Origin of the sequence: Membranihabitans marinus (genome assembly GCF_019802045.1) — a bacterium.
Taxonomy (GTDB): domain Bacteria; phylum Bacteroidota; class Bacteroidia; order Chitinophagales; family Saprospiraceae; genus Membranihabitans; species Membranihabitans marinus_A.
Genome location: NZ_JAHVHU010000015.1, coordinates 64,304 through 80,912, shown reverse-complemented (window position 1 = coordinate 80,912; position 16,609 = coordinate 64,304). Strand labels below are relative to the sequence as shown.

The window sequence follows — 16,609 nt, the reverse complement described above, 5'->3', positions numbered from 1 at the left end:
CACGCAATATAAAAAAAGAACCCATAATATGCCCAGGCTCCTTTCAAAGTCTGTATTGATTAGGGTCTTTTTAATATTTCTCCGAACTCATTTTTCGTATCATCGATCCGCAGATCCTGATTCTTACTGAGGAATTCCAATTCTATACCATCTGTTTCAAAGTAGGAATTTGTTAAAGCAATATGACGATTTCCTGACAGCGTCATGCCTCTTGCCGAATACCCCTTGTTTTTGATGGTCAGACCGGCGATATTAACATGATTGCTGCCATGCACAGAAACAACATCGCCTCCGCTCTCCGTCAATATAATTCCGGTCAAAACAACACTATCACAGTTTACAAATTGCACCAACCCGGGCAAACCATCTTTGGAATTAGACGGTAAATATCCATTTTTCTTTTGTTCATTCCTGCTTTTGATCAACGACCGGCCATTGCCCATGATCACGCCTTTTCCGGTCACAGAAATATTCGCTTGGTCCTTGCTGTATAGGAGAGACCGAAAATTCCCCGCCGAATAATAATCATAGATCGAAGGGACTCCGACCAATACGGCGCCTTCTTCCAGGTGAATGGTTACATTGGATTTCAATTCAATCGATCCAGTCAGGTACCGACCTACATAAAAAACCAACCGGCCTCCGCCTTCCTGACTGATGAAGTCTATCGCCGTTTGGATGGAACCGGTATTGAGGGTGATGCCATCCGATTTGATGCCAAATAAGGAAGCTTTATAGTCTTTACCCTGCACAGATAAGCCCCAATTAAAGCATAGTACAATAGTAAATATAAATATTCGTATCATCATACTTGGTCTGATTTAGTCAATCCGGATATTTTCGGATTGATATTGAAATATTTGTTCTTTGGAATTTTGCTCACTTTCCGGCTCTTCAATCTCCATGTCTTTGAACAGGGCCCCTTTCACATCATCCATGACAATGGCCGGTCGGTAATCTTTATTTTTTGCACGCAGGGTCACATTTTTAAACGTAATACCGTCAGCATGGCGCAGATAAAATCCCCACGCCGGGAGTTCTTTGAACTGGGAAAATTCGGGATACTTCGCCGGCATCTCGGGAATATTATCCAGTTCTTCCGGAGTCAGGCCCACCTTCGCATAAAATGGATCACTTCCTCCCGGATACACGATCTCAATATTCTCCAACGTGACATTTTCGATCCGATGGTTCGGCAAGCCCACGATACTCGACGGAGAAATATTCCGGGGCAAATCCTCTATGGGGCCTTCATAACCATATCCGGCATCTGGCTTACCCAGGGGTACTTCGGCATACACGTTCCGAATAGTAATATCTTTCATCACCGGCTCTTTGCCTTTACTCCAGCGATCTCCGATCCGAAGGTAAATCACATTTCCGGTATTGATGGAGCGCACCCCATCGACCACAATGTTTTCTACAATTCCCCCATCCACAGCAGCAAAAGTAATCGCAGAACGATAGGTATCGAATATGGTCAGATTGGTGACTTTTACATTGCGAAAACCACCTCTGGAAACCGTGCCAAATTTCAAACCGTTCGCACTGGAACGCCCCACGCAATTATCAACCACAATGTTTTGACATATTTTGTCAGGATCATGGGATTTAAAACAAATAACATCATCTGCTGCATCAAAATAGCTGTTTTTGATTACCACCCCATCACAATCCACAATATCGATCCCGTCATTGTTCCAGTAAGATTTACTGTCGACCGTAATGCCATCCACCAGGATATTAACACACTGATCATAGGTCTGATTCCAACTGGCCGGATCTTTAATGGTAATTCCCGTGATGGTGATATTTTCACATTCCCGAAAATAGATGTTCTGAGGCCGGTTGGGCTCCCGGGGTCGGTCCCAAAGCAATTTATCGTCAAACAATCCCCGCTGAATGTAATTGAGCATATTGTTGGCCGTCTCAAAACCTCTGCCGTCGATGCCCCCCTCGCCTGTGATACCAATATCTTTTTGATACTTGGCAAAAATCATCGACATCCAGTTAATATCTTCGTCCTTTACAAAGTCAAACGGATTGGTAGTGCTCATCAGGGTCGCAGCTCTTTCCAAATGGAGGATCACACCGGACTTGAGATAGATACTCCCGGTCCGATAGGTTCCGGCTGTAAAGACGAGTCGGCCGCCCCCATGGTCGCTGATGTAATCAATGGCGTATTGGATGGAGGCTGTATTCACGGTCACCCCGTCACCCTTTACTCCAAATTTTTGAACATCATAGTCTGTGGCCCACAGTGATAGTGCCATGGAAAGCACCAATGAGCCTGTTTTTAAAAATCGTAGTATATGCATTTCAGGGTCGTCTTTTTACATTTTCAGATTGATAGGTATGGAGTTCCTTTTTCTTCTTCCCGGGCTCTTTGAAATCTACTTTCTTCAGAGAAATATTTTTAGAATCTTGTACGACCATGGCAGGCCGGTAATCAGCCTCTTTCGCAATTAATTCTACATTCTCAAAAGAAACATCCTCCGCGTGTCGGATATAAAACCCCCAGGCAGGTAGCTCCTTGAACTGGGAAAATTCCGGATATGCATCCGCCATTTCAGGGATGCTGTCCAGGTCCTCCGGTTCCGTGCCCCGGAAGGCGTAGTTCGGATTGCTACCTCCGGGATAGATGATCTTGATATTTTTCAGGGATACATTGGTAATCGGAGTCCCCACAAGCCCGACGATGCCGGAAGGAGAGATGTTTCTCGGCAGATCTTCGATGGGGCCTTCGTATTCGTACGCGGTATCCGGTTTCTCCGCAGCCACTTCAGCGTATACATTTTGGATGGTGATGTTGTCGATCGAACCCGGGCCTTTGTCACCCCACCGTTCGCCATTGCGCAAATAGATCGGATTGCCGGTATTGTAAGCATACAGACTATCCACCCAGATGTCCTCAATAAATCCACCATCCGGTGCCGTGAAGGCAATGGCCGAACGGTAGGTGTCGTACACCGTATTATTGACGATGTTAAAATTCCGGTAACCACCCCGCGTAACTGTTCCGAATTTGATGCCATTCGCACTGGAACGTACCACATTGTTTCGCACCAGTACATTTTCACCGATGTGGTCTGGGCCGTGTGATTTGAAGCAAATGGCATCATCACTTGCGTCGACATAATTATTGGTGATTCTCACATTTTTACAATCGACGATATCCATACCGTCGTTATTCCAGAATGCCTTACTGTCGACCATGGTGCTATCTACGAGCAGCCCATCGCACTGATCGTAAATCTGGACCCAAAATGCCGCATTTTTCACCAGGATACCTTTGACAGCGACATCGTCGCATTCCCGAAAGTATATGGCACTCGGCCGCCGGCGGGCCGGGCGATCATATTTTAATTGGTCTTTGATAATTCCTTTATGAATCTGATCGATTAAGTGGTATGCCACCTCCCGGCCTTGGCCATCGATGACACCCTTTCCCTGTATGGTAATATTGGAGGCATTTTTGGCATAGACCAAAGCGGTATATTTGCTTTCGATGTTGTAATCATAGATATTCGTAGATCCCAGTAATACCGCTCCCTCATGCAAGTGCAGCGTTACATTGGACTTAAGCTCAATCGTACCGGTCAGATACCGGCCTACATAGAACTCCAGCGTCCCACCACCCTGCTCATGGATATAGTCGATGGCTTTTTGGATGGATGTAGTATTCAATGTTTTGCCATCAGATTTGATTCCAAACAGAGAGGCGTAGTAATTCTGGCCTGTGAGTGGGAACATCAGTAACATCATCAGGCACAGGGTGAACAAGCTCTTGATCGTCCTGTTCCGTTTTCGATTATATTCTGTAGGTTGAATTTTATTCATCGTCCGGGTTTCACAATTCAATTTTATCATTAAAAATGTACTATTTAACATCCCACCAATTTTTGGTCGCATAGGTATCTCCGCCAATTCGACTAGCAGCCGCTTCACTATTTGCTTAAAAATGATCCGGATCTCCAATCGCGATATACAACGCATCAATTGATTGACCTTTCCTGGAAATCTTCTCAGATCAAGATGCTATCGAAGGTTCTCTCTATCTTCCATTCACCATCAAGTCAGCAGACATCTAATTCTTCCGATCAGAAATTGTAAACAGTGCTTGTTAAATTAGAGTAAAGAATACATATTTGGTCACCTGGATTACGTAGGAATTTTTTAAAATTCCTTAACGTGTATAGCTCCCCTCCAATTCAATTAATGCCGTCACTCTTCAAAGACATCAGATATTTAACCAAATCTGATAATTCTAAAATGGTCATACGCCCTTGATAACCACCCGGCATAATGGAAGCTTCTATTTTCCTTCGGCTTATAATCTCAGATTGGTCCAACTGTAAAACTGTGTCTCCCAAGGTATGAATGATCACCTCATTACCGTTGTTTTCAGGGATTCCTATCCATATTTCATCACTGGTGGTTTCTATCCGCTCCATCCGATAGCCCGTTTTGATTACTTTACCAGGTTCCAGAATAGACTCCACAAGATACTGCGGTTGGGTCGCTCCACCCAAACCACTCAAGTTGGGTCCTATTTTTTTTAATTTGATGCTTTCACTTGTGGCGTGGCATGACGAACAAGCTGCCGCTTTAGAATGAAACAGAAGCTCTCCCCGGGCAGCAGAGGCATTGTCAATCTGATGATATATCTCGCTATAGATGTGCTTCAGTTGGTTTCCTTTCTGGTCATTATCGTCCTTATCACCCTCCATCGGTGCAAAACCCATGGCTCTATTTGTCAGTAGGATTTCATCGCTCAGTCGGGGCATTTGATGATAGATCTTCTTCAAGGTCCTTTCCAATGAATCGGTCCGCCCGATGTCACCATCCAGGGTTCGTAAAACCCGAAGCGCTGTGACGACTATATTTTCGGTCGATTCTTCCATGATTGCCGACCAGTCCAGGTTATATTTTCCTGAAAAAGATCCTATCGTGTATAAAGCTTCCATTCTGACCAGACTATCTGAGGAGTTATTCCATATCCATAGTGTCTGCTCAACCAAATCTTCCCGTTCGAACGCTCCATTTCTCACAGCCCGTAAGGCGGCTTTCTTCACCCCCGCATTCTCATCAGATAGGCATTCTAAAATAAAATCCTGAAAGATCGTGTCAATGATCGGGTACTCATTTAAGCGGTTAAGGACCATCCGCTTTTCTTTACTTATCTCAATGGTTGTTCCGGTTCGTACTTGTTCCACCAACTGCTCAGCCTGGTCCTGATACTTTAACGCCGGGATACCCCATGCCTTGATTACATCTGATAGTTCAGGTCTCCGGTGCAGTATTGTTTCCCCGCAAACGCCAAGTATGAATTGCCGACTATCGTCAAAAACTGCTGGGAGTTGCTCCAATTCAGAACGGTCGCAAAATTTACCAAGCTCAAAACCGATCCGATACATGGAATATTTATCTTCTGCAAGTTCAGCAGCCTGCTTTAGTCCTGATACGATGTCCGAAGGATAAAATAAAGCTAGTGCTGCTTCCATACGTACTTCGACCGCCGGGTCTTGTAAAAAAGGACGCATCAAACTATCCAAGTGATCCTTTGATCCGAAATTCGAATCTCTCCCAGGTCCTGAATTGTTTTTCCGAACCAAGCCCAAGCCGGCTTTCTGTCTCAACTGACGAATGGCCATGGCCCGGACTCTGGCATCTTCATGAGTCAATGCTTCCTCCATCAATTTTTCAGCTGTAGATTCACTGCGTTGTGTTAAAATCCACAGAGCATTAGCTGAAGCCACAGCACTTCCACCTGCCAAGAGGGCTTTAAAGTCGTGAAAGGGAATGGACCCGGCTTGCGCCCAATATTTAATAACTTGCCGCCGAACCCAATGATTGGGGTGATCCAGCAGATCAATTGGTTCGTTCTGAGTTACGATATTTTTCAAGTTATCGAGGTCGTCGAATCCATTCTTATGAACGGGTTTTTTATAGGAAATCCGGTAAATTCTACCCAGTCTGTTACTCTCATCATCCCGGCCTTGCCAATCACTAATTAATAGGCGCCCATCCGGAAGCAATTTGATATCAGTCGGTCGGAATAATGAATCATGAACAGGTGCAAAAAATACGTGACCCGTTCCAGCGGATTCTGCATATCTCATTTGTGTCATGTCAGAACCAGGAATCCGTTTGATCACTCTGTTGGAAGGGTTGAATCCATGATTCCCCCAATTGGACATAAAAACATCACCTACATATTTTTCCGAAAAGTGAATGCTCCGATAAGTTAGAGTAGCGGTATTGGCGCCCGCCCCCATATCCACGACCGGGGGTGATAGTGTTGTTTTCCCCGCCAACCAATTGTAGGTTACATCGCGGGAATGATATCCGTAGTCCATCCCAAAAATAGCCTCAAAATAAATATTGGGACTGCCCTCCCCATTCGAGATCACCCACAAATGCCCCCATGGATCCACTTCAAATGCGTAAGGAGCCCGCAGTCCCTCCACCATCACCTCCAGGTTCGCACCGTCCCGATCACATCTTAGAATTCCACCGCTTTGACCACTCAATCGCACTGTTTTTCCATCCGTTCCGGTCAGGACTACAGGTGCACTGGAAGGTCGGTCTGCCACGGAAAACCACAGTTTATCGTCCGGTCCGATGATGACCCGATACATACCAAAAGGATTCCAGGGCGTGGTGTTATCTCTGATCAGCGTTTCTGTGTGCTCCACCCTGTCGTTTTCATCCAGCTTAACTACTGAGATCTGATTGAGATTAGTGATAAAAAGTTGATCTTCATCAATGGCAATTCCCATTACCGGATCCTGAAAACCTTCCGCTACTGTAATGATGTTCTGAAGTTCCCCTTGCTCATCCAGTAGGATTTTTTTAATGGGATTGGATACGGAGTCGTACGGGGATCCTTCTTTACCATACCGGTAGGTATGGGACAGTGAGACATATATCGACCCTTCATCATCGACAGCCATGGTCATGGGGTTGATGATATCGGGTTCTTTTATCAGTACTTCTACATTCAGATCTTTTGAAACGTCCTCCGTTGGTTCTGAATGACGATCCTGACACTTTTGCCACAGAAGAACACCCATAAATATGAAAACCAAGCTGGTCCATATTTTATTCTTCCTTTGCAGCATTTGTACGCTCTTTTAGATCAATATCTTTGTGTGACTTTGTGACATCATTTACGCGGACATGAAAAGTTTTTCCAATTGTTCCTTCAACCGAAGTGTCTCGGATACATTATCCGTTCTATTGCAACCTTCCCAATCCTGATGAACATATTCCAGACAAATATACCCATCATAATTTTGTTTTTTGAACTGCTCTAAAATGGCCGCAAAATCAATTTCATTTTCTTGTACAATGGTTTGTAGTTTTCCATCAGCACCTCCGCGAGCATGAAAATGGGAGGCATATGGGATCAATGGATGTACAGATTTATTGGTCTGTCCCTGGTATATAAAATGCCCATAATCCAAAGTCAACGTCAAATCAGGACAGGATTCGAGAAAGCACAAGGTCGTTTCAGAATCAGTCAAGATTGATCCAACATGAGGTTCGATCGAATAAACAATCCCGGTGTCCCGGGCGGTTTCCACTCGCCATCGGGTCTCCTCAATCGCTCGTTTCCAATCATCAACTGAACCATCTCCATGATGAAAAACACCCGGCAGGCCGGTCATATGACCGCATCCGAGGGCATGGGTGAATTCAACCATCTTCTGAAACAATGCTCTATTCTTAGTTCGAATCCCTTTATCGGGATCGTTGGCTGCGGCAATGGAAGGTTCCGCACCCGATTGAAAAAAAACATCAGCCACCTCCATATCAATATTTTGTAGCTCTGAAGCAAGTTTTTTTCCACTTTGCAACGGATTCTGAGCTATTGCGCTCGGGTAATGGTGAGAACGATCCTCGAACACACCAAGATCTACCGCATTGATCCCCAACAACCTGATCAATTGAAGCACCTTATCGTGCGGAAGCAATGGAAAAGTGAAATCAGCACAGGAAAATTTGATCATATTCATCTTATATTTTTATTTTCAACTACCCTGGAACTTGTCGCTTTGGGCGGGCTGCTATGAAATATGTGTGGGCGCAGGCGCAGCACCGCGGGCGAGCGTTCATTTCTCCACCCAACGAGTTGGGGACAGGCTTGATTTTGTCCACCAATAAATTGGGAGAAAGCTCTACTTTTGCGTCAAGGCAAAGTAGAAAATAAATCGCTACGCGTTACGTTCCCGATTCCCGGCTCAACTGATATTGCGTATTCATAGTATCCCAGGCTTGATCCATTGATATTTCGCCTTTAACAAATCGCTGCAACGGGATGCCGCCTTTTTCCTGGAAAGCAACGTATCCATTGTATCGTGGTCGAAGAACTGCATCTTCATGTGCACGATAACTATCTGCAAAAAAGCCTCCGGCAAATGCATCCAATTCATTATCCTGCCAGGTTTCTTGCCGCACAGGCTGGCCACCGGCATAAGTATATAATGTGGATTGGATCCGGGCATCGGCACAGAACATGGAAAAATCGATCGCCAGTTGCACTTCCGGACAACCGGCTGAAATAGCGAGTCCGGTCCCACCCAATATACTGCGCAGAGGAGTCCCATCTAACAACACATGCTTTCCATATTTTATGGGTTTTCTCACATACGATGGCCGGCAATAATTCCCATAACTATAGGCAAATGCACAATAAGCAAAATCATCGTTTTGAGTCATTAGCTCAGCCACTTTTATAGGGTTCCATCCAAACATTTCCTCCGGCATCGGTTCTGCTAGTCGTTTTAGCATACGCATAGCCTCCAGTCCTTTATCCTTATCGCAAATGCGATCGGGGTCGGTGAATGGATTCGCGTTCAGCGCATGTAAAACCATCATCCAGTTCAAAAACAGATCAGCTCCAAATCCGGGCATAATTACCTGCTTTTGATCAGCCAACTGAATTAAATCCTCCCAAGTCTCCGGCAATTGCAAACTTCTTTCCGTCATCAGGTCCGGTCGCCAGCTTGGCGTCGGTGCAGCTGCATCAATAGGTATCGCCAGCAGCTTATTTTCAAAATAATAGCTCTCAAAAGACTTCCCCACGCAATGATGCTCTAATTCCATCCACTGTGAAGTCGATAGGAGATTTTTGAGATCTAATACTAAGTTCCGGTCAAAGCAGTAGCCGGCCCACGGATGATCTATAACTATCAAATCATAGTCATGGATCATCTGATCTATCGGCTTGTGCCCAAATTCATCCAATGTTCTCTTTTCCCAATGAATCCGAACCCCCGGATTTAATTCTTCATACCGCTGTGCTACAGCCACCAATGGTGGAAATGCCCGGCTGTGATCCCACGTTATTCCTCTTAGTGTCTTGATAAGTAAAGTAATTTAAAAATTAAATCAATAAACTGCTCTGCCCCCGGTCAGATCAAAGGTAAAACCTGTATTGAAACTGGCTTCCTCCGAAACTATCCATGCCACCAGATTAGCGACTTCCTCCAATCCACCACACCGCTTCATGGGTATTTTATCGGTCATATATTTGATCTGATGGGGTTCCATTTTCTCGACCATCGACGTCATAATGGTGGCCGGTGCAATACCATTGACGGTCACCCCGGATTCTGCATGTTCTTTCCCGGCTGATTTTACGAGGCCGATCACGCCAGCCTTGGAAGCTGAATAGGCAGCCATTCCCGCGTTACCCTCTTTACCGGCTACCGATGCTACCAGGAGAATGCGTCCATATTTATGAGGCAACATGGCTTTCAAAGCGTATTTGGTAATGAGAAAAGATCCTGTCAGGTTAATCCGGCAGGTCATCTCAAAATCTGCCAAATCCACTTCATCTGTATTGACTCCATTGGGGCCAACGATGCCCGCTGAATTCACAACAATACTAATCGCACCCTCTTGTGATATTTTTTCAAAAGCCGCTTTGACATCTGACTCATCCGTGATGTCCACACGCATAAACCCAGCTTTATGTTTTTGGAGCGATAACGCAGCTTCTTCTGCCGCTTCCCCATCAATATCCCACAACCATACTTTCGCTCCTTCTGCTGCAAGCTTTTTCGCCACAGCAAATCCAATGCCCGACCCCCCACCAGTAATGATGGCTGTCTGGTCCTTAAATCGATTTAAATTACTCATATTTTGACTGATTTTCCACTTTGATTTGAATAACATGCAGCTTCGATAATCTCCATCGCCGCTAAACCCAGTTTTCCCGGAGATCCATTTTTATCAACACCAAGAACAGTATCAATAAAATTCAAAACAGGGGCTCGATCGGGATAGATCTCACCTTCTGTCAACGGTTCATATTCTATAAAATCCCCAGAAAAGGGATGAAATGACATCGTACCTTTCCACAATTCCAGGAGAATAATGCCTTTATCGCCGAATAATCGTACTTCATAATTTCGGGTACTCTCCGGAGTGGCACCGGTACTGGCCAAGTTCACCAATGTTCCGTCGTCCATGGTAATTGTCAAGGTATTGTAAATATCGTTTTCAGAGCCGGCATTGTCGAACTTGGCATAAACCTCCCTCGCAGAAACTCCGCTTAGAAAGCTCAAATAAGCACCGGCATGAGACACCTGTGTATATATCTGCCCTCCTCCTGCAATGGCCGGATCACTATACGAACCCGGATTGGGCTCCATATATACCTCATTTAACCCATGCGTCGGCGAAGTATCCATTCCTTTGATTAGCCTATCCACAGGATTTGTCATCAAGACAGAAATCATTTTGAGATTTCCCAGCACGCCTTCCCGGACCATTCGTCGCGCTTCCAATCCATGCCTGGTGTAGTGCCAGGGGCAGCTCACCAACAATTCCAGTTTTTGATTTTGCGCCAGATCACAGAGTTCCCGGGCTTCTGCTGCGGTAAAAGTCATCGGTTTTTCTACGAGTACATGTTTTCCATGTTCCAATGCGAACTTGGCTTGCTCAAAATGCACATTTGGCGTAGAACTAATCACTACAGCGTCCAGATCCTTATTTAGGACAAGTTCCTGGTAATCATCATAAGCACCTTCCGCATTGAAATCCTTCGCGACCTGTCTAGCTTTTTCACTGGTTCGGTTCTGCACCGCAAACAGATTCGCACGGTCATGCTCTACGATTCCGGGGATATGTGCGCTTGTGGCCCACCATCCGGCACCAATCACACCGACATTCAATTGTTTTTTATCACCCATTGTAAGGCATCAATTTCTCCCGGTTTAGTTCGACCCCAAACCCGGGTTTGTTTTCATCCAGGAAGATGTGGCCATTTTCCGGAAGCGGTTCACCGATTATGGTATCGAATATCGGGTGAAGTTCTTTCCCTTCACCGGTGGTCAAAAACTCTGCGTAAGCACTGTTTGTATTTGCTAACACAAAATGGTAGTTATAGACGGAAGCTCCATGGGGTATGATTTGCATATCATACGGTTTTGCCATGGCTGCCATTTTTCGGACCGCGGTGAGTCCACCAGCCCACTGGATTTCTGGTTGGATGATATCCGTAGCGCCTTTAGCTATGATATCGTGAAAGGCTTTGTAGTGGTATTCCAGGTTGCCAGTCGCTAACTGGATTGGCCCCAATTGTTTTCTAAGATACGCATTCTGTTCTGTAGCAGAACCATTGGGTAGGGGATCCTCAAACCACTTCACATCATATTTCCGAACGCGTTCGGCCAGTCGGGTCGTGAATTCCACGTCCCAGGACATATAACAATCCACCATTAACTCCATTTCATCGCCCAGATCCGAACGCAGGTCGGCGATCAGTTTTTCCATCTTTTGTAGGCCTGCTCTTCCACTTTCCACGCCCCAGGGTGCGGCTATTTTCACCCCCATGAATCCACGATCTTTCCAATGACTGGCATAATCCGGATGAATAGTAACGTAGCAGGGTATGGACTCTTTGGTTTTTCCACCGATTAACTTATACACCGGAATATCCAGTGATTTGGCGACTAAATCATACAACGCCAGATCGACGCCCGCAATAGCCATATTCACCACCCCACCCAGACCATAAGGCATGGTGGATCGGTTCATTTGTTCCCAGATCAACTCAATATTAAATGGATCCTGACCGACTAAAAAACGCTTGAAATGGTTCTCAATCACTGCACACGCAAACGCTCCGCCACCATAATTGACGCACTCCCCCACAATCCCCGTGTCGGTCTCAATCTCAATCGCAAAAGGATCCTGGCCCGGGCCCATCCACGATGATCGCACTTCTGCGTATTCCGGAAATACAGACATCGGGTTGGCGATCAATGTCTGCGCTTGCCAGCCACCGCCCCAATATTGCGACTCTCCCTGGCTCGCACCACGTGCTCCGGTATCCCCGCTATTGATCGTATACAATCTTACATCTTTAATCTTCATAGCTCTATTTTATAAAATTTATGCTTTTAATCCATTGCCATAACCCACAAAGGCTATAGCCAATACAATAATCAAAATACCTAAAATAACCGTTCGCAATGTCTTATTGCTTACCCCTTTCCACTCCTTCAAGACCAGCCCCCAGACATTTGCCACCAAAATGATAAATGCCATATGCACTATCCACGAACTCGCTCCATTTCCTAACTTGCTTTCTCCCATTCCATAAAAGAAAAATTGAAGAAACCACGTTAATCCCGCCAGAGCTGATAAGAGATAATTGGCTTTCAGAGGCGCTTTTTTATCGGTATAATCAGTGTAGGTCTTGTTTTTAAAATTCAAAAAGGTACACCATATAAAGTTGGTTGTTAGTCCACCCCACAGCAAAACAACAAAAATCACATTATTCTGAAACAGAGGATTCACGCCTCTGTCAACAGCCATATCAGCCATCGGCTTTCCGATCTCAATACCATAATTAAAACAGGCACTCAGCACACCGGATACAACCGCTACTATCAAACCCAGCCCCACATTGAATTCCCCGGTACCAGTTCTTTTTTCCCTTTCTTTTTCCTGTGCTGAGAGTTCGTTCTCCTTCATGATCCCGGCCCGGCCGCTCACTGCAATCCCGACCAGACAAATCACCACACCAATGAGCACATACTGCCCCCAATCACTCTGAAGCATCTCTGTAAATGAAACCTTTCCGTCGGACGGAAAAATGTCATAGTACACAGAAGGCAACAGGGCCCCAAAAGCGGCCGTCAGTCCCAAAATAACTGAATTGCCCAGGGACATTCCCAGGTACCGCACACCGAGTCCATAGGTCAATCCTCCGATTCCCCAGAAAATCCCCATAACATAGGTCCACCACAGTGTCGTACTTGAAGTAGAGGATATTATCCCTGCAAATCCCGGCACGGTCAACCAAGCGGCAAGCAGAGGTACAATTAACCAGGAGAAAAATCCGCCGACGATCCACATGGTTTCCCAGGCCCATTTTTTAACCCGCGTATAGGGCATGTAAAAACTACCGGCTGCTGTCCCTCCGATAAAATGATATATGACACCGATTAGTATATTCAATTTAATCCCTTTTTAATTGCACTAATTAATTTCTGTCACCTACGCGTAACCGGCCCGGTAAGACAAATCATATTCATTCCTGTAAGCTTGCAAAGCCTGTTTTGGAAATCTAATAAACCTGAACTGGCCCTTTTAAGCCCAGCGATTTTAGTGGATTTCTATTCCATCGCTGGACCACGTTGTTGTCTTTCAGTGATTTCAAGTAATTTGCCATTTCGGTCACCACCCATATCTCAACCGTATTTTCACCTTCTTGTATATGGTCTTTGAGCGGATATACCCTATTGCCAAACCACTGAACACCTAAGTCCTTTCCATTGACTGCGACTGTGGAAATCCCGTGTACGTCACCCAAATTGAGGTAATTCACATCATTTTTATCTTTTACCTGGAAGGTATTGCTGTATTTCACCGTTCCGGCAAAATGAGTATACTGGGGTACGTCTTTGAGGTCTTTTAAGGCATCCATTTTCGTAAACTCCAGTTTTCCGCTATAGTGTTGCAATTCAACATCCCATACTCCATTTATGACCTTGGCACGAGCTCCCCCTTCGATAGGAAGAGGTTCCCAATACGCACCCTCTGTATCATTGTTGAATACGATGATAGCAGAATCCGCGTATCCCAGGGGTAGTGTGAGACTATTCCCATTCAAGCGCAATTTATAGCGTTCTCCATTGGTCGCATCCCACAACCAGGCCTGCTTTCCTTTCGTAATATGCTCCGGGAAGGTGGCTTCCAATGTATAGTTGTGGCTATTGCTCGCATTCGTAAAGAAGAATACTTCGCCGTCAGACATTTGGTATCTGACTTGGGTAATGTATGTTTTAGGATCTTTAATTCGCACAGAAGGGCTGAGTTCATATTTCTTTTGTACTTCACCGAACCAATCGCAAAAGTTTTCTTGCGGACGCCGGATCAGGATGAAGTTGTTCGGATGCTTTTTCATTTTTTCAACCCAAGACTGCACTTTTTGATCCCTTTGTTCGTGATCTTTCCATCCCGGTGCACCATTCGGCTCTTTCTCGATGCAGAACACCCGGCCACCCTGCGAGACAAAATGATACAGCTTTTCTGCAGCTTCCGGAATAATACTTTCTACCTCGATTAAGAAAATGCTTTGATATGTTCGGTCGCCATATTTCAGTGATCCATTCACAATATCGGCATCTCTGATTATTCGTTCAGAAACATAGTCGCAGGCACCACCATTTTGATGGATCGACTCCCAGACCAAAGGTTGATAATCAGGCATCACATGGGTCGGGAACGGTTCATTTTGTGCGCCAAGTTCCGCCCACATATCAGATGTAGGAGCCAGCAACGCAATGTCCGCATACATATCGCCCTGCAGCAACAGCGCGGATAACCTCGACCGATAATCCGTGTAATGCTTAAAATAAGGCCAGGAACTCATCCGTTCACTAAATGCACCACCCCAAATAATCCACCCTGGGAAAGGAACATCAAGCGGAGAATAATTAAACCCATGAAACACTGGGTGTGTTACCCCTGTAATGGTACTTTTATCCCCGGCGATTTTGAATATTTCAAAAGCCTCATTGAACACTTCCCGGGTATGGGTGAGCTCCTCAGAACTTACGAGGCGCTTCCCTTTCAGATGGGCGCCTGAAGAAAGGTATTTGTTGATCATGGTATACCCGCGCCCCAGATCCCAGGGGATCTTTTTGAACTCCGCTTCTGGGATATCATCGCCGATCTCATATTGTTCTGTTCTCTTAATCCATGTTTCAGCCTCAGGTATATCAATATCAAAACTACCTTCTACCAGGAAGTAACCCCGGCCGTATGATTGAGCTCGGGATTTTACATTGTTATCCGTACACCACTTCGAATAAGTGGCAATAAAGTTCTCACGGAACACTTCTGCATTGGTCAATGCCCAGTCGTAGCGCATCCGGGCCAGCTTTTCATCCAATTCGGGTTTGATGTCAGCGATGTATTCGGGATCTATGTTGTTCCCCATCCGACCTATCTTAAACAAGATGAATGGAAGATATGGAAAAATATCATAGCCTCTTCTTTTCTTAAACTCCTCCAGCATATCACTTTTCCAGTTGGCACCTTCAAGTTCCATGCTATCGACAAAAAAGGATCTGAAGTTCGACGGAAAGCCGCCAATTTTTTCGTTGACTCGATCCGAAATGGTGTTGAGAAAGTTTCCAACTGCCTTTTTATCAAAATGATTCACCACCGGTCCCATTCCACCTGGTGCACCTACAATGACTCGCTCGAAGCCATCCACCCGGACCAAAGCATACAGGGCATAATTTCCTTTCGAAGTCTTCACCTTGATGACCCCACTCTCGATCTGATCGGAAAGATCAATCACCTCATCCATGTTCGTCAATGGATCCGGCACCAACTTCACGGAAAGCATCTCCATCGTCCGTCCGGTATACTCATTCGTGATACGGGGATCAGCCTCCTTATACAGATCAAAAAGGGAATATTCTGTATTTACGGGACCTTCAAATTTTTTCACTGCGATAACGACTACCTGGGATCGATCTTCTGGTTCTACAAACTCTGCTCCAAAAGGGAACCCCGTACCGACAATCAAATCACAAGTCATATCCAGCGACGCGGCTTCCTTAAAAGCAAAATCCAGCATTTCGAGCCACTCGTCACTCAACCACTCGATCGTGGGAATTCCCAGATCCTCTGTCTTTCTGGAATATTGATTGGTCCCGGGAAATGCGATCGGATTGATTTCTACACCACCAATGCCCGCAGCTTTAAGTACGCGCAGTTCTCTGGCAATTTCTTTTTTCTGGATCTTATTTCCCAGCCACCACCACCGAACGAACGGCCTGTACTTAATGTCCGGATTATTAAAGATTTGATAAAGCTCATCTTTTCCAGCCAAATCGCTTTGATGTCGTTGCGCCTTCAAATGTGGAAAGGAGCCCGATATGACAAGTCCGGACGTAGTGAGGGTGCTGTTGATTAAAAATTTTCTTCTATCCATGATTATTTCAATGATTAAAACAAAGGCACTCCGCTGATATCAGTCTCAAATGTATATCCAACTTCACGGCATCGTCAGAAAACTCAGGGACACTTTGTTGGTGTTATCAATACAGAATTTATCGCATAAATCTAAAAC

Annotated in this window: 11 protein-coding genes; all 11 read right to left on the bottom strand. The window is 45.3% G+C overall.

The features are described from left to right. Positions 1–59: 59 nt before the first annotated feature. Positions 60–809 (bottom strand): glycosyl hydrolase family 28 protein, encoded by a 750-nt coding sequence (locus KUV50_RS15355; protein ID WP_222581064.1) that lies wholly within the window; start codon positions 807–809, stop codon positions 60–62. Between the two features lie 12 nt (positions 810–821). Beyond that, positions 822–2,318 carry a glycoside hydrolase family 28 protein gene (locus tag KUV50_RS15350; protein WP_222581063.1) on the bottom strand — a complete coding sequence of 499 codons (1,497 nt, stop codon included), beginning with the start codon at positions 2,316–2,318 and terminating at the stop codon, positions 822–824. Position 2,319: 1 nt separating this feature from the next. Next, complete coding sequence (locus KUV50_RS15345; protein ID WP_410000064.1) at positions 2,320–3,765, bottom strand: glycoside hydrolase family 28 protein; 1,446 nt, start codon at positions 3,763–3,765, stop codon at positions 2,320–2,322. A gap of 446 nt (positions 3,766–4,211) precedes the next feature. Further along, a complete protein-coding gene (locus KUV50_RS15340) occupies positions 4,212–7,124 on the bottom strand; it encodes a c-type cytochrome (protein ID WP_222581061.1) in 2,913 nt (970 codons plus the stop codon). 48 nt (positions 7,125–7,172) lie between these two features. After that, complete coding sequence (locus tag KUV50_RS15335; protein ID WP_222581060.1) at positions 7,173–8,021, bottom strand: sugar phosphate isomerase/epimerase family protein; 849 nt, start codon at positions 8,019–8,021, stop codon at positions 7,173–7,175. Positions 8,022–8,226: 205 nt separating this feature from the next. Continuing rightward, positions 8,227–9,318 carry an ABC transporter substrate-binding protein gene (locus tag KUV50_RS15330; RefSeq protein ID WP_222581059.1) on the bottom strand — a complete coding sequence of 364 codons (1,092 nt, stop codon included), beginning with the start codon at positions 9,316–9,318 and terminating at the stop codon, positions 8,227–8,229. A 78-nt stretch (positions 9,319–9,396) separates the two neighbouring features. Next, complete coding sequence (locus KUV50_RS15325) at positions 9,397–10,149, bottom strand: SDR family NAD(P)-dependent oxidoreductase (RefSeq protein WP_222581058.1); 753 nt, start codon at positions 10,147–10,149, stop codon at positions 9,397–9,399. Then, positions 10,146–11,204: a Gfo/Idh/MocA family protein gene (locus KUV50_RS15320; RefSeq protein WP_222581057.1), complete on the bottom strand. Its 1,059-nt coding sequence runs from the start codon at positions 11,202–11,204 to the stop codon at positions 10,146–10,148. The genes KUV50_RS15325 and KUV50_RS15320 overlap by 4 nt, the downstream gene beginning before the upstream one ends. Further along, positions 11,197–12,390: an enolase C-terminal domain-like protein gene (locus KUV50_RS15315; RefSeq protein ID WP_222581056.1), complete on the bottom strand. Its 1,194-nt coding sequence runs from the start codon at positions 12,388–12,390 to the stop codon at positions 11,197–11,199. Before KUV50_RS15315 ends, KUV50_RS15320 begins: the two co-directional genes overlap by 8 nt. A gap of 18 nt (positions 12,391–12,408) precedes the next feature. Continuing rightward, positions 12,409–13,479 (bottom strand): L-rhamnose/proton symporter RhaT, encoded by a 1,071-nt coding sequence (rhaT, locus tag KUV50_RS15310; RefSeq protein WP_222581055.1) that lies wholly within the window; start codon positions 13,477–13,479, stop codon positions 12,409–12,411. A gap of 109 nt (positions 13,480–13,588) precedes the next feature. Next, positions 13,589–16,471, bottom strand: a complete 2,883-nt coding sequence (locus KUV50_RS15305; RefSeq protein WP_222581054.1) for a glycosyl hydrolase — start codon at positions 16,469–16,471, stop codon at positions 13,589–13,591. Between the last annotated feature and the right edge of the window lie 138 nt (positions 16,472–16,609).